Genomic DNA, 22,135 nt, shown 5'->3' on the forward strand with positions numbered 1-22,135 from the left:
CCGGGATCAGGGCAGGACTATTGCTGTATGTAGGGGAACGTCCTTGTCCCCGGCCAGAGCCCGGCTGTTTATGAAGTCTCACAAGATAAAAACCACATTGGATTGGAAGGCTGAGCTCTGTTTTTCAAAGCAGAGCTTTAGCCTTCCAATCCGATGTGGTTTTTGTTTTGTGGGACTCATACGCACACGAATACCCCCGGAATGGAAGTGGATGCTTCACTACGCTTTCGGCGGATACTTTATTAGAGCTCCTGATCGGTTTCTGAGGGAAGATACCTCGCTATGTCCTGAATATTGCAGTTGAGTATTCGGCAAAGGTCGTTTATTGTTTTCATGCTTATGTCCTGGCCGTGTTTTAAACGGTATAGAGTGCTGCTGGATAAATGGTATTTCGTAGTCAGTGTATACCAATTTTCTTTAGAATTGTCCAGAGTTTCCCAGAATGGAGAGTAATCAATCATGGCACCACCTCTTTTTTAGGATAAGCATAATTCAAATTCTTATACTTGAATATCTTCGCAATTACGAATATAATAAAACCACAAGAGAGGGATGGGGGGAGGTCAAGATGGATAAACACACTATGACAGAAGAGCAGCAGAAACGGTTTTGGGATTTTATTATGATGGATGATTTCGAATTTTACGACAGGTTCATATCCGATCTGCCACCGGAATCACAGAACGAATTTTTCAGGATAACACCCGATTTTTTTTCTGAGTATATCAATACAGAGGGGAAAATAAACTTAGACGAAGATGAGATATATCAGAAGATAAAAGAAAAAATTAACATTATTGAGAAAAACAGCCCGGATACCTAATGGATCCGGGCCTAACGTATGTGGTGGGAAAGGAGCTAAAAAGGTGAGGAGATTAGCTCCTTCATTAATTAAACAAATGAAAGCATTAAAACTTACGCGGTTTTGTATAAAATGCTGCTAAAATCCATCATTTATTGAAAAGAATTTAATGCGGATAATATTAAGAAAATATTAACAAATTCTATATAGAAATATTTTGATTTCATAAGTATGATGTAAGTTGAAAATATTGGGATAAAGGAGGGGCACTGTGGATAAGGTCATCGAGATTAAAAACTTATACAAACTGTACCGTGTAGGCGATTCTGTGGTACGTGCTCTCAACGGTGTGGACTTTGAGATATATGAAGGTGAATTCTGCGCGATTGTAGGGACCTCCGGCTCAGGCAAATCCACTCTTCTGAATATGCTTGCCGGACTGGAAAAGCCAACCAAAGGTGAAGTTATAATCGGTGGACAGCACATGGAGACGCTGAATGAGGACGGCCTTGTAAAGTTCAGGCGTGAAAACGTCGGATTCATTTTCCAGTCATTCCATCTGATCGGAACGATGAATGCACTTGAGAATGTTGCATTACCGCTGAGCTTCCGTGGAGAGGGACGGGCGAGCCGCCTGAAGAAGGCTGACAAGATGCTGGACCTGGTGAATCTGAAAAAGCATAAGAGGCATCTGCCGAACCAGATGTCAGGAGGTCAGCAGCAGAGAGTTGGCGTCGCCCGCGCGCTGGTTGTGGATCCAAAGATAATCTTTGCCGACGAGCCAACCGGCAATCTGGATTCGCATACGTCGGAAGAGGTTATGACCTTAATGCAGAGGGTAGTCAGGGAGCAGAAGAAAACGCTGGTTATGGTAACGCATGACAACCATCTGGCTACATATGCAGACAGAATTTTCCATATAATCGATGGGAAGATCGTAAAAATAGAAGACAACCGTAAAAAGAGGGAGGACAAGGAACATGAAACTGTTTAAGAAAACTGCAGGAATCGCAATGAGTCTTGCGCTGATGGCTGCTATGATACTGCCGGTTGGGGTACGGGCGGCAGATGAGACCGGACCGATACCGGATATAGTATTGTCAATTGGTAAATCACAGGAAACCCCGGTTTATACGGAAGGGGACAAAAAGCAGGAACTGCTGATACAACTTAAGAACGAGGGCACAGCGGATGCGAAGAATGTTAAAATAGCGCCCATTATTGATGATGCTTCTGCATGGCCTTTTGAGATAAAAAATTTGAATAATGAATTTCCTCCAGTAGATATCCCAGTGGGGGAGACCGTGGAAACAAAACTGGATAATCTGACCGTACGTGCAGATGCCGGCGAAAAGAATTACAAACTTACGTTTCAGATTACCTGCAATGATGGAAAACAGCAGTATGAGACAACAAAGTATGTTTACGTAAAAACACTGGAAAAGAAGAAACCGGCGGAGGATCCGAATACTCCGGAGGAACCGAATACCCCGGAAGAGCCGAATACCCCGGAGGAGCCTCAGGACAACGGTGGTATTTCTAATAATGAACCTGTGATTACAAGCGGAGGAGGCGGTGGTGAAGCACCTTCCGGAAATAATTCCGTTCCGCGTGTTATTGTAACAGGTTTTAATACAGATCCAGGCGCTGTAAATGCCGGAAGCGATTTCAAGCTGATTGTACATCTGAAAAATACATCTACAAGAACAGCGGTATCCAATATGCTGTTTGACCTGCAGGCGCCGTCCTCAGGGACAGAGGGAGCTGCGGAGGCGCCGGCATTTCTGCCATCCTCCGGATCCAGCACGATTTATCTGGACAGTATTCCGGCAGGCGGAACCCAGGACATTTCTATTGACCTGAACGCCAGGGCAGATCTGGTACAAAAACCGTACAGTATATCCATGTCCATGAAATACGAGGACAGCAGCGCAACACAGTATGAAAGCTCTTCCAGTCTGGCTATTCCAGTGAAACAGGCGGCAAGATTTGAATTCAGTGAGCTGGAAATTGCACCGGAGGCAGTGGCAGTTGGAGAAGAGGCCAATATTACATGCAGCCTTTATAATACAGGACGAATTAAGCTGTACAATGTAAAAGTGAAGTTTGAAGGGGAAGGAATTGAAGCAAAAGAAGTATTCGTAGGAAATGTAGATTCCGGAGCAACCGGCTCAATAGACGGAATCGTGACCGCCATGCAGGAAACAGCGGGTAACCAGAAGTTCAAGATGATTGTTTCCTACGAAGATGATGCGGGAAAGGCCTCTACAGTCGAAAAGGAATTTTCACTGCAGATCACCCCGGAACAGGCGCCGATGGATATAACAACAATGGCAGAGATGCCGGAAGAGAAAGGGTTTCCGCTGGTACCTGCCATAATCGCTGTAGTGGTCGTTGCAGCGGTCATAGTTATTATCATAGTCATGAAGAAAAGAAAGAAAAAGAAGGAGTCTGTAGAAGAGGAGGACTTGGTGGATGAGGTGGATCGATTTACTGAGGATGAGTAGTGGCAACCTCAAACGCAGAAAACTGCGTACTTTTCTGACCATCCTGGGAGTCGTGATCGGAACAGCATCCATCGTAGTTATGATATCGCTTGGGCTCGGAATGCAGGAGTCGATGTACCGTGAGGTGGAGCAGTCGGGAGGCATGACGAGCCTGACTGTAACCGGAAAACAGAGCGAAGGCGGGATGTATGTCAGCATGGGGGGAAGCTCTGGCGATCAGGAGGAACCTAATAAGTATATAACTGACGATGTAATCCAGCAGCTGAGGCAGCTGGAACATGTAAAGAGTGCAGATCCAGTACTGGAACTCAGCGCAATTGCGCTGAAGGGAAAGTATATGGGTTACCTGCAGCTGAAGGGAATGACCCCTGAAGCTCTGGAAAAGCAGAATATCGAACTTGCTGAGGGCGGAAGGCTTCCGGACCCAAACAGTTCCAGTCTGGAACTGGTATTTGGAAATGGTGTGCTGACCTCATTCTATGAAAAGTCAACCGGGAAGGGGTACTGGGAAACAGGAAAAGTACCGGACGTTGACCTGGCAAATGACCAGATGTTCCTGATTCTGGATCAGGACGGATATTTTCAGAGCCAGAACAACAGTATGGGCGCATCCGGCGGGGGAGAAAATGGCGGAAGCGGTTCCCAGACTTCCAAGCTTCCTCCGAAAAAGCATGTGGTAAAGGCAAGCGGTGTTGTGGCGGGAGATATGGAAAGTTACAATGCTAATTATTACTATGTCTACTGCGACATCAATAAGCTGGAAGATCTGCTCAAACGTGAATTCAGGGGACGCGTGATACCCGGACAGCCAAGTACCAAGTCAGGCAAGCCGTATAAACAGTTCGTGTATTCCTCTGCGGCAGTGCAGGCGGAAGATATCGACGATGTGGATGCATTGTCATCCGTTATCAGAAACATGGGATTCCAGGTAACAACGAATGCAGAATATATGGAAAGCATGAAAAAACAGTTTGCTATGGTTCAGGCAGTGCTTGGAGGAATCGGTGCAGTTTCCCTTCTGGTTGCTGCCATCGGAATTGCTAATACAATGATGATGTCCATTTATGAGAGGACAAAAGAAATTGGTGTTATAAAAGTTCTGGGATGCGGACTCAGGAATATTAAGCAGATGTTCTTGCTGGAGGCTGCATTTATCGGCTTTATCGGAGGTGTAGCAGGTAATATACTCAGCTTTATTATGTCTTTTGTTATAAACTTCCTTACGGGTAATGGAAGCGCCATGGGACTTGACGGAAATATTTCTTATATCCCGCCGTGGCTGGTAATGGCTTCTCTGGTGTTCGCGGTGTTCGTGGGGATGGCGGCAGGATACTTCCCGGCGCTGAGAGCAATGAGGCTGAGTCCCCTGGCGGCTATCCGCAATGAGTAGAAGGGGGCGCGGTATGTCCCCGCCAGGTGCCAGAAGCAGCGTGAAACGGATATAAGAGGTTCTTGCAACAGGAGCGGCTGTAAACAGGAGTAAATGAAAAAAGAAGGAAAACCGGGGCGACCCGGCCACATCACGTGAAGCCTTGATGGCTTCACGCGCTGGGGCCAGGAAAACTTGTAATTCGGAATTACAAGTTTTACCCCGTTTTTCCTTCTTTTTTCCTTAACTCCTGCTAACAGCGGATCCAATGTTGCCAGAACCTCTTATATCCGTTTCACGCTGCTTCTGCCGCCTGGCGGGAACATACCGCTGGGTGCATCCTGCATCCTGGCGGGTGACGGGAGGGCGGAGGGGATTCTTTTGAGGCGGAGTGGCTAGAGGGGAGAATCTAGTTACCTCGAATAATAATTAACTTGCTGTTAAACAGAACTAATCTTCTTCGATGATTTGGATTTCGAGGTAGTCGAAATCTATGGAGTCTACGAAGTTGTCCTGGTAGAAGCGGGTTTTGGCGTGGCGTTTGAATTCGGCTATTGTGGTGTCCAGCCAGATGGGCTTGCTTAGATCGAATTCGTAGCAGATAGCGTCGAGAGCGTTGAAAATTTTGTGGGTGCGGGTGTCATCTGTCTCGTCGCAGATGACAGTGTCGCGGAGCATTTTATTGTCTTTAATTTCTTTTCCCCATAGACGGAACATAGTTTGACCTCTTTCTTTTTTGGATAACTATTAGTATAGCATTTGGAAGATGGGATGTAAATGTTAAGATTTTACTGTTACTATGCACAGCTCATAGGCCGTGAATAGTAACATTTTGCTTTATTTTACGGGGGTTTTTGGAAAGGGTAATGAATCGGGGTATAAAACTGGTGCTGGAAGAAAATACTTATAGAAGTATTATGATACTATGATGTTAAATAAATAGAGGAGGAATTTCAGATGAAAAGATATGTGTGTGAACCATGCGGCTACGTATATGATCCGGAGGAGGGAGACCCGGATAGCGGGATCGAGCCAGGAACAGCATTCGAAGACCTGCCGGACGACTGGGTGTGCCCCTGGTGCGGACTTGGCAAAGATGTCTTTGTAGTGGAGGCTTAAGGGGGGGCCGCCTGAGAAAATCGGGATGTTTTGATGCTGTCCGGGGAGGCTTATGCTGATTTTGGAAACCGGCCGCTTAGTCTAGAATTGCTAACTGCGAAAAAGCCGCATCTTATGGAACCGAGCGTATTCACTTAGAAAGCCGATGCTTTCTAAGCTCAGACGCTCTGGATAATTGATTTGGAGATCAATTATCCTCCATAAGATGCGGCTTTTTCGCAGTAAGCAATTCTACGACCCGCTAGAGGCTTCCAAAATCAGCATAAGCCTTCCCGGACAGCATCAAAACATCCCGATTTCCTCAGGCTGCGCTGCGGCCGGCGGCAGGAGAACGCTGCACGGGAGGGGATAAAACGGGGAAAGGTAAGATGTAAATTGCGGATCATAATATTAAGGTGTAGTAATAAAGTCTTGTGTGGATCTCGGCTACAATACAAAACTCATATTGTCACAGTTTACATTCAAATTATGATAACTGTTCCATATATACAAAAATTTCCTGGCACAATCAACGTATCACCAGTTCGATTCAATCCGCTGCTCCCGCCAATGTTCCCCCGTGGAGAGTGGTTTTACTACAGTTTGGATGAGACCAGCTGTGCGGAAGTGGAAGATGCCTCTCCTGGATGCGTCTTTTAGGGCATTAGCGCCGCTTCATCAAAATCGGAACCGGCATGTGAACTGCTTCCAGGCCCACAAGGCCTGGAAGCAAGCAGACCCGCAGTGAGAATTCATCAGAATTCTCGCAAGTGTCCGCGGTGTTCACCATGCCGGTTCCGATTTTGATTAGCGGCGCTTATGCCCTAATACCGCATCCAGGAGAGGCATCTTCCACTTCCGCACAGCGCCCCCTTCTAAAAAAAACTCACTCCCCCAAAACCCCCTCTAATGGAAGATAGTTCTGTTTGTTTAACAGTCCCGCACCAAGCTTAAGCTCACTTCTGGGTGCGCTGATTACGGTCAGTTCCATTCCCTCTTGTATGTCTGCGGAGGCGATGATTCTGCCTGTGTTGGTTTCAATTGTTGTGATGAGGTCGGGGAAGACGGCAAGCCGTTCCCCACCGATGGCTGCGTACATATATTCGTTGCAGAAACCAATCTGGCAAGGAATAGAGGCAGTGGAGATACGGAAGGTTCCGTAATCCAGGGCATTGCGGGTTTCGAGGGTACAGTTTTCTACGGTTCCGGTACAGAGGATTCTGCCGTTTAACTGGCAAAGGGCGGCTTCTATGGCCAGGGCGGGTGAAGCAGCGGTGCGGTACGCGCGGCCCAGCTTTATAGCCTGGGCGTACGCGCCGGCTGCGGCGTGAGTTTCCAGGTAGGGGATGGAAACGGGGTTGCGCGCTACGGCGACTGCTCCTCCTGCCAGATGAGCCGCATTTCTAACCAGTGAGGCTGTATTCTCGACAGTACCTTTTACTGTTAATTCGGTATATGTTTTATTTTCCGGTCTTCCGCCTGCTGCAGCCTGGATGACGGTCTGTCCGGAGTTCTCCAGGCCAAGAGAGCCCATGACTCCGAGCGGGTGTGCGCGGCCGTCACAGGGCGCGTCGATGATGGGAAGCCCTGAGAGCACGGCGGGGATAAATGGTTCAAACGAGGAGGAAGCCCCCAGTTCACAGGAAATAAATCCTGCAATCGGGGTTTCGGACTGTGTGCCCAGCAGCTCCAGAATCCTGGGATATACATCGTCTGAATAATATGCAGTGTCCGAAGCAGGAGAACCAACTCCGGAAATCGTGACGATACAGCCGTCACTGCTTCGCTCTTTTAATTCTTCAATAGTAATCAATTCTACGTTTCCAAGTTTCAGTGCAGATAGTGCGCGTTCCGCCCCCTCTTTGGGGCAGCCTCCGCCACCGCCTCCGAGCAGAAGGCTGCCGATCAGCAGATCCTGTATGGATTCTTTGTCAAATATCATAGGTGTTGCTCCTTTTATTTTAATTTGTATTTTGGACAGCCAAACGCTGCGTAACCGCCCGCAGGGCATGTGTTACGGGGTGCCCTTTGGGTATACTTACATCATAAGCCGTATGAAAAAATCGTCAATTCCTGAATCCTACAAAAATAAATATCAAATTATTGTAGAAATCAACAAAGCATAAAAATAAGAAAAATTGTATAATTATTACTATGTTTACACGCTATCCGGTGTAAATCGTGCAAAAGGGAAAGGAGAGAATAATGAGTGACAACAGAGAAAATGGCAGCTCCGAAGAGATACTGGAACAGTACTCCAAAGAAATGCCAAAATTAATGGAACCGGGCATTTTTATAATAGCCGTCATAGCCAGTGTGCTGGGAGCTATCGTAGGGATGCAGGTATTGACACATACGGGGGTGGCCCCGGATACTTCTGTGGTGGGAGCGCTGCTTGCAGTTCTGATCAGTCAGATACCCATCCGGTTTTTGAAAAAATTTAAGAATATCCATTGCCAGAATCTGGTACAGACATCGACATCAGGGGCAACATTCTCGGCGGCAAACTGTATGCTGCTGACGATCGGTGTTCCTTATATTATGGGATACACGGAATTCATGTATCCGATGCTGATCGGTGTTACACTTGCAACGATTGTAGATGCTACAATTTTATACAAGTCATTCGGATCGCCGATGTTTCCTGCCGATGCACCGTGGCCTCCTGGAATCGCCACGGCTGAGACGATTCTTGCGACTGTCAGAAAGGGAAAACGTGCCGGGCTGCTTGTGATCGGCGCTGTTGCCGGATGGGCAGGGGCTATGGCCGGAATACCCATGGATTTATTCGGCGTTGCATGGGTGGGAAGCGTACTGGCTATCGGAGCATTCGGTGTAGGCGCCCTGATCGTGGGAATTATTGAAAGCAATGCGTTTGCATTTACCGTGTTCGGACATGATTTTGTCATTGCACAGGATATTTTTGGAAAAGGGTTTGTTGCGGCAGATCATGTTGCTTTGAATTATATGGGGCATGGAATCATGATTGGGGCAGGTATCATATCCCTGGTCCAGTGCGGCAGAATGCTGTTTAAGAAAGTGGATAAAGAAACTTCGGCGGCAGGCCAGTTCGGAACTTCGATCAAAGATATGCGGAGTGCTCTTGGAAAAGGATTTATCGCATATCTGGTAATTGCCCTGGGACTGGCAATTGTATCGGGGCTGTGGTATGAGATGAAGCCGGGCATGTTTATCTTATGGATACTATTTGCAGCGGTAGCGGCGCTTGTATCCGAGCTGATCGTAGGGGTTTCCGCCATGTATTCCGGATGGTTTCCCGGATTTGCCACGGCTCTCATCTTTTTAATTCTGGGTATGCTGATCGGTTTTCCGAAGCTCCCTCTGGCAGTACTGGCAGGTTTTACCGCGGCAACAGGACCGTGTTTCTCTGATATGGGTAATGACCTGAAAGCGGGCTATATACTGAGAGGAAGCGGAAAAAATCCGGAGTTTGAGAAGGCAGGCAGAAAACAGCAGTATTTTTCAGAGCTGCTTGGTTTTGCAGTGGCATTTGTCATTGTTGCTATCTTTGCAAAAACATACTTCTCACAGGGGCTGTTCCCGCCGATTAACGCTACATATGCCTCCACGATTGAAGCGGGTTCATCAATTGAGGTATTGAAATGGCTGGCGATCTGGGCAATTCCGGGGGCCGTCATTCAGATCGCAGGAGGAAACCACCAGGTTGGAATCCTGTTTGCCACCGGTATCCTGGTGGGCGGAACCATATATGGATTGACCGTCATCATTGCCACTATCATCCGTATTATTGTAATTAAGAAGAATCCGAAAAACGATGATATCCTGATGATTCTTGGCGCGGGCTCCCTGGTTGGATGTGCGCTGCATGATTTTGCCAACTCCATGCTGGGGGCATTCAAGTCCAAATAGCGCAGCTGCGTTAATAATCCTTTAACTTACGTATGATATACAGTATGTAAAGAGTCTGGAGAAAATCGGTATCGCTCTGCCCGTAGGGAATCATATTTTTTACCTTGTTGATCCGATAGCGTATGGTGTTTTCATGGACAAAGAGCGCCTTGCTTGTTTTGGTATAGTCCATATCGTTCTCAATAAAATCGTGAATGGTATGCATCAGATGAGAATGGTATCTTTCATCATACTCTAAAATAGGCTGCGCTGTCTCCAGATAAAATTCATCTATGGCAGGGTGGCCTTCCAGCTTTAAAAAGAGGCGCAGTACTCCAAGAGCCCGGAAATATATGACTTTGCCTGGCTGGTACGGGCAGGAGGAAGCGGCATGGTACGCCTGTGAAATGGCATCCCCCAGGCTGTAAAGAGGACAGCAGCTGCTGATACCAGCCATACATTCGGGATAGCTTTCAAAGATGGCGGCCGCAGTCTGTGAGATATATTTATCAATCGCATGGGGCGAATTATCCTTAAAAGAGCGGATAATCAAAATGCCTCCCCGGTATCCCGCAGCAAAAAACAAAACGTCCCGGCTGAATTTTTCGGCCAGAGCCGGACGGGGCAGGGGCATGCCTGCTTCCACGCGGCAGTAAAAACATAATACATTTTTGGCAAAGTAAGGATTCAGACGCTGGATAAGCATCGCTTTTCTATTGTCAGACAGCTCCCTGTCAGCCAGCTGGGCAAGAATCTCCTCCTGGCTGTTCAGGTTTTTGTAAAAGAGCAGCTGTTCCGTTATCTCGGAAATAATAATGGAATAAGGGACATCCTTGTCGATAAATAATATAGGCAGTCCGCACTGATTGGCATAGGCATAAGCTTCTTCGGGCAGTTCGTCCATATTTTCGTCAATAATGCAGAGCGCTGCGGTATGAATGGCATGAAAATACTTCAGGGCATAGAGGATGTACTGGGGATCGTCCTTGCCGTGATAGAAAGCTGTCATAAAAAAGGAATTCCTGGATTTGGTGTCAAGCGATGCAAAGTCCAGTTCGCTGATGTAATTATCAAAAACACTGACATATTCTACCTGTCTGTCCAGGCCGTCCGTACCGGCTTTAATCCTGGCGCCGGACAGAGAGGGCAGGTGCAGAACGTCAGACACAGTAATAACGCTCATAATGAAAAACCTCCGGGTGTGTTTTAACAAATTATATAACAGAAGATTTCACAAATCAATGTGAAGAAACAATATAAGAAATTGCGAGGATGAGAAAATGGTTTTTAAGCAGATGCTGGAACTCTATGATATTCTGGATGATATCAATGCCGACGGCAGGAGAGTAGAGGAATACTTAAGAAGCATCCAGAAGGATGCGGATGTGGAGGCATATCCAATTTACGGAGACAAGGGGAAAACGGATGTGGTAAAGGTATGTGTCCATGGAAGCAATGGAAAAAGAAGCGGCGGCGATGCGCCGACCCTGGGAATTATCGGCAGGCTGGGCGGCCTTGGCGCGCGTCCCGAACGGATTGGTTTCGTGTCTGACGGTGACGGCGCACTGACCGTACTTACCGCGGCAGCCAAGCTTCTGGATATGCAGAAAAAGGGGGATACGCTGGAGGGAGATGTGGTTCTCGTGACACACGTATGTGCGGATGCACCGACGGAACCGCATGAACCGGTGGACTTCATGGATTCACCGGTCAGCATGCAGCAGTGCAATGACGAAGAGATTACAGAGGATATGGATGCGATTCTGACAGTCGACACGACCAAGGGAAACCGAGTGATTAACCATAAGGGATTTGCAATATCTCCGACCGTTAAGGAGGGGTATATCCTTAGAATCAGCGAGGATCTGCTGGACATTGTGGAGATAACGACGGGAAAAGCACCTTATGTATTTCCAATTACCACACAGGACATCACACCTTACGGAAATGACCTCTATCACCTCAACAGCGTGCTTCAGCCGGCTGTTGCCACGGATGTTCCTGTGGTTGGTGTTGCAATTACGACGGAGACCGCGGTACCGGGATGCGGTACTGGAGCCACCCATGGTGCGGATGTGGAAATGACGACCCGGTTTGTAATTGAGGCAGCGAAGTCATATGGAAGAAAACAGTGCAGATTTTATGATGAAGAGGAATTTGCGCGTATTCAGAAACTATACGGATCTATGAAGAAACTGCAGACTTTGGGAGACGGCCGGGAATAAACATGAATAAGTAAGCTGCAGCCGTACACTTTGAAATTATCCAGCGTGGATTGAAGCAAGCAGAATAACTGTTAAAAAATGCAGCAGAAAGAAGGAAACTGAAATGAAGACGGGAAAAACGGAGATGGATATCAGGGAAAGCGCAGAGAATCTCCTTATGGCCTGTATGGATGTAAAAGAGGGCGAGCAGGTGCTGGTGGTCGCGGATCTGGATAAGTATGATCTGGGATACCAGGTGTATGAGACCGCTTTAGGTATGAACTGCGAGGCACTTTTTATGTGCATGAAGAATCGGAGCGTTTCCGGAGAAGAGCCGCCTGCCGCCATAGCAGCGGCCATGTGTGCATCGGATGTGGTAATCTGCATTACAGAGCATTCCATGACACACACCAATGCCAGGATCGGCGCGGCAAAAGCCGGTGCGAGAATCGGCACTATGCCGGGGATCACAGAGGAAATGTTTTCAAAAGGGGCGATGACTGCGGATTTTCGGAAGGTAGAGGCTGATACGAAGCGGTATGCCCAGATGCTAACAGAGGCATCCATGGCCAGGATCGAAAAGGACGGACATGTTCTGACACTAAATCTGAAGGGAAGAAACGGTGTACCCAGTACAGGGGTTTACCGCAATCCCGGCGAGGCGGGCAATCTTCCCTCAGGAGAGGCATACATCGCCCCGTTGGAAGACGGTGTGAACGGAAGCATGGTCATCGACGGCTCAATGGAAGCAATGGGAATACTTGAGGAGCCATTGACCGTAACCATCGAAAAGGGCCGGCTGAAAAGTCTGGAAGGAGACAGCGGGACATTGCAGATCCTGTTTGCAAAACCTGAAAACGGCATAACAGCGGAACTGGGGATAGGAACAAATCATGCCGCCGTCCTCTGCGGAAATATTTTGGAGGATGAGAAAGTGTATGGAACTGTTCATATTGCTTTCGGAAGCAATACTTCATTTGGCGGAACCAATAAGGCGGACTGCCATATGGATGGAATCATCCTGGAACCCGATTTGTACCTGGACGATGAACTAATCATGAAAAAAGGCGTGTTCCTGCGCTAGAATATGTTTGAAAATGCATTGCCGCAATATGTGGATGAAAAAGAGGCTGAAGCACTATTTAGTGCGTCAGCCTCTTTTGCATTTGAGCGGTAATACCGATACCGGAAACAAAAAAGGTAATTCGGCGTCCGGCCACAGACGTGGCGGCATGTTTTCTGCTTATGAGGCAGTGTGCTCCTGCCGGATTCTTTTTTATACTCCCCACTCCCGCCGGTATTGCAGCGGCGTCTTCCCGTCTTCTTTCTTAAAGCAGCGGATAAAATATCCGACGCTTTCGAAGCCTAAGTGTTCCGATATGTCATTGATGGACATTGTGGTGACACGCAGCAGCTCTTTGGCCTTGTCGATCCGGATACTGCGCTGGAATTCACCCGGGGTGCTTCCGACATAGAGCCGGAACTGTTTCTGCAGATAAAATTTGTTGACGTAAAATTCTTCTGCAAGAGAGTCCAGGGTAATCCGTTCGTTAAAATGTTCTGTAATATACTCCTGAGCCCGCGGAACAAATTTGGGAGGCTGCTTCTTGAGCGACATTGTTTTGTCGTGTATGGCAGATTCCATGCAGCAGGTCATTAGCGTGGTGATGATGGACGCGGCTTTAATGTCGGTCTGGTAATCACTGTAGATGTATGTGCTGTAGTATCCGATTAATTTCCGAAGCAGCTGAACGGCATCGCTGTTTCTCATGGTTCCGATAGGGCTGTTGTTATTCAGCTCCATGAAACTATCGTAATAGTCATGCGTCGAGTTTCCCCAGAAATGCATCCAGATCACATTCCAGTGCGGGATGTCCGGATCGATGGCATAATAGTTCAGCTTTCGGCAGTCGATCCAGAAAAATTGTCCGGGGGAAAGTGTATAATGCTTCCCGTCGAAGTTGATATAGCCTTGTCCATCCAGCGTGATTTTTAGAAGATAAGATTGTAAGCCCTGCCGGGTTGTCATGTAATTTTTTCCCGTTACGAATTCCCCGACCTCCTGCACGTAAGGCAGTCGCGCCCTGGCTTTCGGGTTTGTGTGTGCTATGAACCATTGTGAATCGGGGGTGACATCAAGATTGTACTGAATAAAGGGAGCTCCGGTCTGTGTTTCAGCCAAAGTAGCCTGATACTGCGGAAAGTCAACGAGATTCTGCGCTTTTTGATTTGTCTTGTTAATCATTCAAAATTCCTCCTCTAAGCCAAGATAGTGATATTTTTGTACAAGATAAAATAATGACATCCCGGGCAATATGAGTATAATTAAAGGAAATGGATAAAAAAAATTAAAAAAAAGAATGAATATTGTGCACAATTAACAGTTTTTTCTCAGACCTATTGGTGTTATCCATTGTATCATACTTTTATTTGACTTTAAATTTAAAAATGTAAAAAAAGAGAAAATGATAATATCGAAAGGAGTGAAAAGTGAATACGAAAGTACTGTTTGAAGAATACAGGGAGGATATTTTAGAGTGTGTCCATCACGGAGCTGCCTGTGTGGTAGACAAAGACGGAATTACGGCAGCAGTGGGGGATACTGACTGGACCTGTTTTTACAGGAGTGCTTCAAAACCGATTCAGTCACTGCCGGTTTTGATTCATGGACTGGATCAGAAGTATGGCCTTACAGAGGAAGAGACAGCACTGTTCTCAGGATCTCACTGGGGCGATGAAGAGCATGTAAGAGTATTGGAATCAATCATGCAAAAGACCGGACTGAAGGAAGAGCAGATGATTATGCTGCCAACATATCCAAACCGGCTCTCAGAGAGGAACCGTCTGATTGAGAATCATATGCCGCCCCGTAAAGTATACCACAATTGTTCCGGAAAGCATTTGGGCATGATGCTGCTGGCGAGAGAGCTGGGGGAGGAGGTATCCGGTTACTGGAGACGGGACAGCCGGACTCAGCAGGAAATCCTGAGGATTATATCCATGATGACGGATGTGGCAGCAAAAGACATAAGGACAGGCGTCGATGGCTGCGGTGTTCCGGTATATGCCGTGCCGTTCCACTCAATAGCGACCTCCTATCTGCGGCTTGTATGTCCGGAACTGATTCAGGATCTGGTACTGCAGACGGCAGTGATCAAAAACATAAATATGATTCATCAATATCCCCATATGATCGCGGGAAAAGACATTGTATGTTCGGTACTGGCATCCAGCGGCGACCTGCTGGGAAAAAGCGGCGCGATGGGAGTATACGCACTGGGAATCCGTTCGCTTGGCGTAGGAGTCGTTGTGAAGATCATGGATGGCAGCCATGATGAATTTGCAGCCGCGGTTCTGAGGGTGTTTGAAGAGCTTGACTATGACAATCAGGAGGTGGCGGAGCAGCTTAAGGAGCTGTATCCGGCAGCGGTCGTCAATGATAATAAGGAAATGGTGGGGTATCGGAAAGCAGTTTTTAAGCTGTTTAAGGAATAAGTAGAGAATAATACAGTACAAAGAGAAAGCGAAAAGGAGATGCAACATGCAGGATGAGTTAATCAGGATTCCGAGGACAGAATACCCGCAAAGATGGGAAAAAGTACAGGCTGTTATGCGGGAACGGAAATTGGATATTATTCTGGCATACAGTGATGACAGAGCTACCTATGGCAATGCATATGCAAGATACTATACAGATTTTCAGACACATTTTGAGCCGGTACTGGTCATGTTTGTACCAGACAGAGAGCCCCTTATCTTAACCGGGCCGGAGACTGACGGATATGCAGGAGAGAGAGCAGCTGTCAGGGAGATCAAGGTGCTGGCCGAATTGGCGGCGGAGGATGAGGATTATCCGTTTTCAAAGGTAGAAACGCTGAAGGAGATTATCCGGCAGTATGCAGGAAAAGAACCTGAAAGGATTGGATTGGCAGCAAAGGTATATATGGGGGCAGAATTATATGAAGCCTTACTGCGGGCTTATCCTGATGCAGAACTGGTGGACACGGACCAGCTTCTGGCACCTTTAAGAGGCATAAAATCTCAAAGCGAAATCGCTGTCATATGCAGGGCATATGAGATAGCCAACGCTGGAATGCAGGCAGCGATTGCAGCGGTGAGGCCGGGAATAACAGAAAGGAAGATTGCAGCGGAAGCGGAGTATGTTATGCGGAAAATGGGATGTGAGGGTTATGGAATCGACCCGATTGTCTCATCAGGCCCCAATGCGGCTCATGTTCTCGCCCGGACGACAACGAGGGTGATCGAAGAAAATGATATTGTGGTGATTACACTCGCTCCCAGATATGAGGGATATCACGGAGCCTGCGGAAGAACTGTGCTGGTGGGGAACCCGGGGGAAAAGGCTGAGAAAGCAGTAAAGGCGATGATCAGGGCGCAGAACCTGTGCGCAGAGAATCTGGTTCCGGGAAACATTGGAAGCCGTGTTGAGGAGATGGGAAGACAGGTGATGAAGGAGGCGGGATATGAGAAAAACTTTATGTACTCCGGGCTTCACAGTGTTGGCGTGATTGAGTTTGAACCACCTATTTTCGGTCCATCCAGCAGCACTGTCATCGAAAAGGATATGGTGATTTCGATCGACATCCCGCTTTTCGAGGCGGATGTATCAGGAATGAGGATGGAAGACGGGTATCTGATCACGGAGGCAGGAGCCAGAAAGCTGACCGATAGTCCTCAGTGGATTCAAAAGTAAAAGATTTAGTGAAACCAAAGACCGCAAAAGAATGGAGGAGAAGTCATGAAAAAGAGAACAAAAAAGGTTATAGCAGTGATGTTAACAATTGGATTAATCGCTGGTTTGGCTGCCGGATGCAGCTCATCTAAAAAAGAATCGGGAAAATCCAATGATCCGGCGGCAGCAGGGGAAGCAGGCGGCAGCGGAAGCGCAACTCTGGATTCTATTTTAGAAAAAGGGAAAATCGTTGTAGGATGTTCTTTAAACGGAGCGCCAATCGGCTTCACTGATGACAGCGGAAAAGAAATGGGATATGACGTTGATTGGGCCAACCGCCTTGGAGAGGTGCTTGGGGTCGAAGTGGAGATTGTAAATGTAGATGCAGAAACCAGGCTTCCGGCATTAACATCCGGACGTGTAGACGTCCTGTTTGCGAATGTAACGGGCAATCTGGAACGCGCACAGTCTGTCGATTTCTCTATCCCATATCTCCGTGCCGGAATAAAGATGCTGACAGCGGCAGGATCAGATCTGCACACACTGGAAGATCTGAACAGCCCGGATGTAACGGTATCAGTAAACAGAGGCTCTACCGGTGAGGCACTGGTGACAGAGAATGCTCCCGAGGCGAACATTCTTTATGTAGATAATTTTACAGATTCTGTACTTCAGGTTGAACAGGGAAAAGCGGATGCGGCTTTCGAAGATAATACGGTAGTAGAATATGCGGCATCCCAGAACGATAAGCTGGAGGCACAGGAGAAAATGTATACATCAGATCCTATCTGCGCAGCATGCAGAAAAGGTGATATAGAATTTGCCCGATATCTGGACATGTTTGTATCATGGCAGATCAGTTCTGGATGGCAGGCTGATACTTATGAGAATTGGTGGGGAACCAAACCGGCAGAGTTAAATTATCTGTGGTAATAACATAAGATATATGTCGAATGCCCATCTTGACAGGGCGGGCATCCTTTCATCAATAGGATGAGGAGGTGAGGGTGCTTAAAATGTATAAGTTAAACTTTAATTTTCTCAATGTATATGGGGATATGCTGCTGGACGGGATGAAGATGACGGTGATTATCGTGGCCTGGTGCCTTGTGATCGGGCTCGTGCTGGGAACGGTAATGGCACTGTTTAAACAGTCAAAGAGCCGTATTTTGCGTATCTTTGCAACGGTATATGTGGATATTCTCCGGAATACGCCGTTTCTGGTTCAGCTCTTCTTCTTTTTCTATGGACTTCCGGCGCTTGGAATCCAGACGGATGCGATGGTCACGGCTATCATTGCTCTGGGGATCAATACAAGTGCCCAGAATTGCGAAATCATCAGGGCCGGTCTTTTGGCTGTTAAGAAAGAATACTTCGAATGTTCCGAGGCTCTTGGGTATACAAAAATGCAGACACTCTGGTATTTTGTGCTTCCAATTTCTTTCAGGCTCGCCTTTAAGTCACTTGTGAATAACTTTATTAATCTGGTTCTGACTTCTTCAGTCTGCTTCTCCATTACGGTAGTAGAGACTATGGGAGCGGCCAAAATTATTGTTGGCAGGACCTCGAGACCCTTCGAGATTTATCTGATGATATTGCTATGTTATTGTGTTTTTACATATATCATCTCCTTTATTGCGAAGTTCATCGACAAAAAAATCCGTATTGTATTATAAGGAGGGACTGAAATGTCATTTTATGATTATGCAAATCTGACCGGCAATGATGCCATGCAGTTCCTTCGGGCTGCGGGAGTTACCTTATATATCACATTAATGTCCCTGCTGATCGGAACCATCGTGGGAGTGATTCTTGGATTGATCCGGTGCTCCAAGAATAAAGTAGTAAAGGCCTTGCCGTTGATTGTGATTGAGCCTCTGCGGAATTCACCTCTGGTTACACAGCTGTTTCTTATTTTTTATGGTCTGCCGATGATCGGAGGGATCATGCTGGATCCGTTTCCGGCCGCAATTCTGGCGTTGTCTTTGAATACGGCCGCGTTTATGGCCGTTCTGGTTCACAACAGTGTGTCTGCAATTCCGGAGGGACAGTGGGAGGCAGGCCTGGCTCTGGGGCACAGCAGAACATCAACTTTTATAAGCGTGATATCCAGACAGGCGCTGAGACTTCTTGTGCCTCAGGCTATAACACTTTATATATCACAATTACAGTGTTCTTCATTAGTTGCACTGATAGGAATCATGGATCTTACAAAACTGGGACAGAATCTGGCTCTTCGTACGTTAAAGCCGTTCCTGATCTATGGAATTGTATTTCTGATCTATTACGTGATATCCAGTCCGCTGTCCAGACTGGCAAAGAGTCTGGAGAAGAAATTATCGTTCCACTATTAGAACAGTATTGCTATCAGGATAAGAGAGGTGACAGAAAAGATGTCTATGATTGAAGTAAAGAATGTTACCAAAAGTTTTGGTGACCTGACCGTCTTAAAAGACTTTAGCGTTGATTTTAACCAGGAGGGCGTAACCGTCCTGCTCGGTCCCAGCGGCACGGGCAAAAGCACACTTTTGAGGTGCATTAACGCTTTAGAGACGATTGACAGCGGGGACATCATTGTAAACGGGCTGTCGGTAAAAGAAAAAAAGAATCTGCGGCAGATACGTCTGGACTGCGGAATGGTCTTCCAGAAAACTGTGCTGTTTCCACATTTAAATGTCATGCAGAACCTGACCATGAGTCCGGTGAAACTCTTGAAGATGAACAAAAAGGAAGCAGAGGAGAAAGCCAATTTTTACCTGAAAATGGTAGGCCTGGAATCTAAAGCACAAGCCATGCACAATGAACTTTCCGGCGGTGAACAGCAAAGAATTGCCATAGCAAGGGCGCTGATGATGAATCCAAAGGCGCTTCTTCTGGATGAGGTAACGTCCGCACTGGATCCGGAGATGACCAGCGAGGTGCTCAAGATACTCGAGACGCTTGCGGGGGAAGGGGTATGCATGTTATGTGTCACGCATGAAATGCAGTTTGCCAGACATGTTGCAAGCAGAATCATCTTCATGGATAAAGGAATCGCGGCTGCAGATGAAACTGCAGAAAACTTCTTTTCCGTAGTGAGAAAAGAAAATGAACGGATCGCCAAATTTCTTCAGTTTATCGGAGAATGAGTTCATGAGGGGGTGTCGGATAATACCGATTTTTAAGCTCCTTATCAAAGAATAAGCAAATCCTATGGAATTCAGTGTTTTTAGCATCTGATTTACCATAGGATTTCTTTTGCTTTTTCTAATCCTTCTTATCTTAGGGCGCAAAATCCCCCGCCTCCTATATTATTTAGTTTGCCCGAAAGCCTCAAAGTAGTACAATATAAGAGAAAATATGATAAACTCTACGGAGCGTTTATTGTAAATAGATTGGAAAGTTTTATACTTGTATACAGGGGAGGATATAACAATGGACAATGTGAAAATCGGAAAATTGATTTATCAGCTAAGAAAAGAAAATCATATGACTCAATTACAATTAGCTGATCAGATGAATATAAGCGATAAAGCAGTTAGTAAATGGGAAAGAGGATTAGGCTGCCCAGAATTGTCCTTACTGCCCTCGTTATCAAAAATCTTTAATGTTGATTTAGAAAAACTGCTATCCGGTGAACTAAATGCTAACGAGATTCTGGGAGGTAATATGAAAAAAATGCACTTTTATATCTGTCCTGCCTGCGGGAACATGATTACCGCAATGACAGATACCAACATATCTTGCTGCGGGAAGAAAATGAAATCATTACAGCCCCAAAAAGCAAATGATGATGATAAGTTAAATGTAGAAATGGTTGAAAATGATTTTTATATCACTTCCAGCCATGCAATGGAACGGGAACACCATATTGCATTTGTAGCTCTGCTGACAGGAGACAGTATCATGATTAAAAAGCAATACCCTGAATGGGGGCTACAAGTGCGTATTCCTATTTTCGCACACGGGAGATTGCTTTGGTACTGCAATCAACACGGATTGTTTTATATGGAGATATAACGCTGGGAAAGAAATAAGATTTACACTGCTTGATTTAACAACATGGAAACGTGGAGAACAGTTTTACTATCAAAATAATTATTAAACCCCAAGTTGTGTCGAACATTAGAATACAAGCTAACAAAACAGGCATACCGTCTATTAAACGATATGCCCCTCATTCTGTCTTTATTTCGAACCGTGCTAAATCTGCGCTGCTGGAGTACAGCATCCCTTCGCCGCAGGTGAATTACAATTGACTGGATGTGTAACAGTTCAGGCCTGTCTGAACTGTTACAACAGAGAATGACACGGCTAAGATGTGTTAAGTTGTATTGGCAGAGGTTCTGGACGAGAGGGGGGATCTGTGGTAGAATAGCGGGGAGTGACAAGACAAGTGTATGTGCAGGAGGGATTATAGGATGAAGAAGCTGCTTGACAGGATTTTCATAGACGGGCTCAGCGGGATGGCTCAGGGGCTGTTTGCTACTTTAATTATTGGAACAATTATCCAGCAGATCGGCACTTTTATGGGCGGGACTGCGGGAGACCTGGTTTATGCGGTAGGGAAGGTGGCGGCTGCTTTGACGGGAGCCGGGATTGGCGTTGGTGTGGCCAGGAAACTGGAAGCCGGCCAGCTGGTGACGGTATCGGCTGCTACAGCTGGTATGGCGGGCGCTTTTGCAGGAAAACTTCTGGCCGGGCAAGTGATACAGGACGGCGCCATGGTCTTTGCAGGACCGGGCGAGCCTCTGGGAGCTTTTGTTGCGGCTTACATAGCGATTGAATTTGGGATTCTGATTTCCGGAAAGACCAAACTGGATATTATACTGACCCCGCTGGTGTGTATTGGGACAGGTTCGGCAGTGGGACTGCTTCTGGGACCCCCGATATCCAGGTTTATGAACTGGCTGGGATCACTGATTAACTGGGGGACTGAGCAGCAGCCATTTCTTATGGGCATCGTAGTATCCGTGCTTATGGGGATGATCCTGACTCTGCCGATCAGCTCTGCAGCATTAGGAATTATACTGAATCTTTCGGGCTTGGCAGCAGGTGCAGCTACGATAGGCTGCTGCTGCAACATGGTTGGTTTTGCCGTAGCAAGCTACAGGGAGAATAAGATCGGCGGACTCCTCGCACAGGGCATTGGAACCTCTATGCTGCAAGTACCTAATATCGTCAGGAAGCCAATTATCTGGCTGCCGGCCATATTATCCAGCGCGGTGCTCGGGCCGGTGGGGACTATGGTACTGCATATGACGAACAACGCAACCGGATCGGGAATGGGAACAGCAGGGCTTGTGGGACAGATCATGACTTGGCAGGTGATGGCACAGACGGAACCCCCCATGATGGTATTGATTAAAATACTTGTAATACAGATCCTGCTTCCGGCATTTGTGACGCTGGGCATATCCGAATTCATGCGGAAACGAAAATGGATCAAATTTGGGGATATGAAGCTGGAACTATAAGAAATCGGGATTTAGCGACGAGCTTTAGTTTCGGCGCGGATGGGGGACGCTCCATAAAGGGATAGCCGAAAACCTCCCGGAGAACATCCATGTCCTTTCAAAAACGCGGCCGCGGACCTAAGAAATTCTAGGCGGG

At 46.9% G+C, this 22,135-nt stretch carries 21 protein-coding genes; 16 read left to right on the plus strand and 5 right to left on the minus strand.

What is annotated here, in order from left to right; genetic code table 11:
• Positions 1–242: 242 nt before the first annotated feature.
• Complete coding sequence (locus tag ARB69_RS28345) at positions 243–461, minus strand: helix-turn-helix domain-containing protein (protein ID WP_050640175.1); 219 nt, start codon at positions 459–461, stop codon at positions 243–245.
• Positions 462–568: 107 nt separating this feature from the next.
• Here ARB69_RS28345 and ARB69_RS21190 point away from each other — a divergent pair, with 107 nt between their 5' ends.
• The 4 genes from ARB69_RS21190 to ARB69_RS21205 all read left to right on the plus strand — a co-directional run bounded on the left by ARB69_RS21190 (position 569) and on the right by ARB69_RS21205 (position 4,699).
• Positions 569–823 (plus strand): hypothetical protein, encoded by a 255-nt coding sequence (locus tag ARB69_RS21190; protein ID WP_050640174.1) that lies wholly within the window; start codon positions 569–571, stop codon positions 821–823.
• 250 nt (positions 824–1,073) lie between these two features.
• Positions 1,074–1,796: an ABC transporter ATP-binding protein gene (locus ARB69_RS21195; protein ID WP_050640173.1), complete on the plus strand. Its 723-nt coding sequence runs from the start codon at positions 1,074–1,076 to the stop codon at positions 1,794–1,796.
• Complete coding sequence (locus ARB69_RS21200; RefSeq protein WP_050640172.1) at positions 1,783–3,309, plus strand: COG1361 S-layer family protein; 1,527 nt, start codon at positions 1,783–1,785, stop codon at positions 3,307–3,309. The genes ARB69_RS21195 and ARB69_RS21200 overlap by 14 nt, the downstream gene beginning before the upstream one ends.
• On the plus strand, positions 3,278–4,699 hold the full coding sequence (locus ARB69_RS21205) for an ABC transporter permease (RefSeq protein WP_055154932.1): 1,422 nt from the start codon (positions 3,278–3,280) through the stop codon (positions 4,697–4,699). Before ARB69_RS21200 ends, ARB69_RS21205 begins: the two co-directional genes overlap by 32 nt.
• 429 nt (positions 4,700–5,128) lie before the next feature.
• Here the strand turns inward: ARB69_RS21205 and ARB69_RS21210 are convergent, their stop codons facing one another.
• A complete protein-coding gene (locus ARB69_RS21210; protein WP_055154933.1) occupies positions 5,129–5,395 on the minus strand; it encodes a hypothetical protein in 267 nt (88 codons plus the stop codon).
• A gap of 240 nt (positions 5,396–5,635) precedes the next feature.
• On the opposite strand from ARB69_RS21210, the gene rd reads away from it, so the two are divergent.
• On the plus strand, positions 5,636–5,797 hold the full coding sequence (gene rd / locus ARB69_RS21215; protein WP_025656450.1) for a rubredoxin: 162 nt from the start codon (positions 5,636–5,638) through the stop codon (positions 5,795–5,797).
• An 865-nt stretch (positions 5,798–6,662) separates the two neighbouring features.
• On the opposite strand, the gene ARB69_RS21220 is transcribed toward rd, so the two are convergent.
• Positions 6,663–7,718: a DUF917 family protein gene (locus ARB69_RS21220; RefSeq protein ID WP_055154934.1), complete on the minus strand. Its 1,056-nt coding sequence runs from the start codon at positions 7,716–7,718 to the stop codon at positions 6,663–6,665.
• Between the two features lie 263 nt (positions 7,719–7,981).
• On the opposite strand from ARB69_RS21220, the gene ARB69_RS21225 reads away from it, so the two are divergent.
• The gene (locus ARB69_RS21225) at positions 7,982–9,667 is read left to right on the plus strand and encodes an OPT/YSL family transporter (protein WP_050640169.1); all 1,686 of its coding nucleotides are present in this window, start codon (positions 7,982–7,984) and stop codon (positions 9,665–9,667) included.
• 10 nt (positions 9,668–9,677) lie between these two features.
• Here the strand turns inward: ARB69_RS21225 and ARB69_RS21230 are convergent, their stop codons facing one another.
• On the minus strand, positions 9,678–10,829 hold the full coding sequence (locus tag ARB69_RS21230; protein WP_050640168.1) for a PucR family transcriptional regulator: 1,152 nt from the start codon (positions 10,827–10,829) through the stop codon (positions 9,678–9,680).
• A gap of 97 nt (positions 10,830–10,926) precedes the next feature.
• Between ARB69_RS21230 and ARB69_RS21235 the strand changes: the two genes are divergently transcribed.
• Positions 10,927–11,871 carry a DUF1177 domain-containing protein gene (locus ARB69_RS21235; protein ID WP_055154935.1) on the plus strand — a complete coding sequence of 315 codons (945 nt, stop codon included), beginning with the start codon at positions 10,927–10,929 and terminating at the stop codon, positions 11,869–11,871.
• A 103-nt stretch (positions 11,872–11,974) separates the two neighbouring features.
• The gene (locus tag ARB69_RS21240; protein ID WP_242843829.1) at positions 11,975–12,934 is read left to right on the plus strand and encodes an aminopeptidase; all 960 of its coding nucleotides are present in this window, start codon (positions 11,975–11,977) and stop codon (positions 12,932–12,934) included.
• Positions 12,935–13,126: 192 nt separating this feature from the next.
• Here the strand turns inward: ARB69_RS21240 and ARB69_RS21245 are convergent, their stop codons facing one another.
• Entirely contained in the window at positions 13,127–14,095 is a 969-nt protein-coding gene (locus tag ARB69_RS21245) for an AraC family transcriptional regulator (protein WP_050640166.1), read from the minus strand.
• A gap of 245 nt (positions 14,096–14,340) precedes the next feature.
• On the opposite strand from ARB69_RS21245, the gene ARB69_RS21250 reads away from it, so the two are divergent.
• The 8 genes from ARB69_RS21250 to ARB69_RS21285 all read left to right on the plus strand — a co-directional run bounded on the left by ARB69_RS21250 (position 14,341) and on the right by ARB69_RS21285 (position 21,999).
• A complete protein-coding gene (locus ARB69_RS21250) occupies positions 14,341–15,345 on the plus strand; it encodes an asparaginase (RefSeq protein WP_055154936.1) in 1,005 nt (334 codons plus the stop codon).
• Positions 15,346–15,391: 46 nt separating this feature from the next.
• Positions 15,392–16,564, plus strand: coding sequence for a M24 family metallopeptidase (locus ARB69_RS21255; protein ID WP_050640164.1), 1,173 nt, complete (start codon positions 15,392–15,394; stop codon positions 16,562–16,564).
• Between the two features lie 45 nt (positions 16,565–16,609).
• Entirely contained in the window at positions 16,610–17,476 is an 867-nt protein-coding gene (locus tag ARB69_RS21260; protein ID WP_050640163.1) for a transporter substrate-binding domain-containing protein, read from the plus strand.
• Positions 17,477–17,559: 83 nt separating this feature from the next.
• Positions 17,560–18,219 carry an amino acid ABC transporter permease gene (locus ARB69_RS21265; protein WP_050640162.1) on the plus strand — a complete coding sequence of 220 codons (660 nt, stop codon included), beginning with the start codon at positions 17,560–17,562 and terminating at the stop codon, positions 18,217–18,219.
• Between the two features lie 12 nt (positions 18,220–18,231).
• Positions 18,232–18,897, plus strand: coding sequence for an amino acid ABC transporter permease (locus ARB69_RS21270; protein WP_050640161.1), 666 nt, complete (start codon positions 18,232–18,234; stop codon positions 18,895–18,897).
• Between the two features lie 45 nt (positions 18,898–18,942).
• On the plus strand, positions 18,943–19,671 hold the full coding sequence (locus ARB69_RS21275; protein WP_055154939.1) for an amino acid ABC transporter ATP-binding protein: 729 nt from the start codon (positions 18,943–18,945) through the stop codon (positions 19,669–19,671).
• 286 nt (positions 19,672–19,957) lie between these two features.
• Positions 19,958–20,542 (plus strand): helix-turn-helix domain-containing protein, encoded by a 585-nt coding sequence (locus ARB69_RS21280; protein ID WP_050640160.1) that lies wholly within the window; start codon positions 19,958–19,960, stop codon positions 20,540–20,542.
• 401 nt (positions 20,543–20,943) lie between these two features.
• The gene (locus ARB69_RS21285) at positions 20,944–21,999 is read left to right on the plus strand and encodes a PTS transporter subunit IIC (protein ID WP_055154937.1); all 1,056 of its coding nucleotides are present in this window, start codon (positions 20,944–20,946) and stop codon (positions 21,997–21,999) included.
• The last annotated feature ends 136 nt before the right edge of the window (positions 22,000–22,135 follow it).

It is taken from the genome of Faecalicatena contorta (genome assembly GCF_001404335.1).
Classification (GTDB): domain Bacteria; phylum Bacillota; class Clostridia; order Lachnospirales; family Lachnospiraceae; genus Faecalicatena; species Faecalicatena contortus_B.

What these genes read in the sequence shown, in the direction of transcription:
- ARB69_RS21240 (WP_242843829.1), top strand. Translation starts at nt 11,975, where the DNA reads ATGAAGACGGGAAAAACGGAGATGGATATCAGGGAAAGCGCAGAGAAT.
- ARB69_RS21255 (WP_050640164.1), top strand. Translation starts at nt 15,392, where the DNA reads ATGCAGGATGAGTTAATCAGGATTCCGAGGACAGAATACCCGCAAAGA.
- ARB69_RS28345 (WP_050640175.1), bottom strand. Translation starts at nt 461, where the DNA reads ATGATTGATTACTCTCCATTCTGGGAAACTCTGGACAATTCTAAAGAA.
- ARB69_RS21220 (WP_055154934.1), bottom strand. Translation starts at nt 7,718, where the DNA reads ATGATATTTGACAAAGAATCCATACAGGATCTGCTGATCGGCAGCCTT.
- ARB69_RS21275 (WP_055154939.1), top strand. Translation starts at nt 18,943, where the DNA reads ATGATTGAAGTAAAGAATGTTACCAAAAGTTTTGGTGACCTGACCGTC.
- ARB69_RS21245 (WP_050640166.1), bottom strand. Translation starts at nt 14,095, where the DNA reads ATGATTAACAAGACAAATCAAAAAGCGCAGAATCTCGTTGACTTTCCG.
- ARB69_RS21200 (WP_050640172.1), top strand. Translation starts at nt 1,783, where the DNA reads ATGAAACTGTTTAAGAAAACTGCAGGAATCGCAATGAGTCTTGCGCTG.
- ARB69_RS21280 (WP_050640160.1), top strand. Translation starts at nt 19,958, where the DNA reads ATGGACAATGTGAAAATCGGAAAATTGATTTATCAGCTAAGAAAAGAA.
- ARB69_RS21225 (WP_050640169.1), top strand. Translation starts at nt 7,982, where the DNA reads ATGAGTGACAACAGAGAAAATGGCAGCTCCGAAGAGATACTGGAACAG.
- ARB69_RS21190 (WP_050640174.1), top strand. Translation starts at nt 569, where the DNA reads ATGGATAAACACACTATGACAGAAGAGCAGCAGAAACGGTTTTGGGAT.
- ARB69_RS21270 (WP_050640161.1), top strand. Translation starts at nt 18,232, where the DNA reads ATGTCATTTTATGATTATGCAAATCTGACCGGCAATGATGCCATGCAG.
- ARB69_RS21210 (WP_055154933.1), bottom strand. Translation starts at nt 5,395, where the DNA reads ATGTTCCGTCTATGGGGAAAAGAAATTAAAGACAATAAAATGCTCCGC.
- ARB69_RS21265 (WP_050640162.1), top strand. Translation starts at nt 17,560, where the DNA reads ATGTATAAGTTAAACTTTAATTTTCTCAATGTATATGGGGATATGCTG.
- ARB69_RS21205 (WP_055154932.1), top strand. Translation starts at nt 3,278, where the DNA reads ATGAGGTGGATCGATTTACTGAGGATGAGTAGTGGCAACCTCAAACGC.
- rd (WP_025656450.1), top strand. Translation starts at nt 5,636, where the DNA reads ATGAAAAGATATGTGTGTGAACCATGCGGCTACGTATATGATCCGGAG.
- ARB69_RS21230 (WP_050640168.1), bottom strand. Translation starts at nt 10,829, where the DNA reads ATGAGCGTTATTACTGTGTCTGACGTTCTGCACCTGCCCTCTCTGTCC.
- ARB69_RS21260 (WP_050640163.1), top strand. Translation starts at nt 16,610, where the DNA reads ATGAAAAAGAGAACAAAAAAGGTTATAGCAGTGATGTTAACAATTGGA.
- ARB69_RS21285 (WP_055154937.1), top strand. Translation starts at nt 20,944, where the DNA reads ATGAAGAAGCTGCTTGACAGGATTTTCATAGACGGGCTCAGCGGGATG.
- ARB69_RS21235 (WP_055154935.1), top strand. Translation starts at nt 10,927, where the DNA reads ATGGTTTTTAAGCAGATGCTGGAACTCTATGATATTCTGGATGATATC.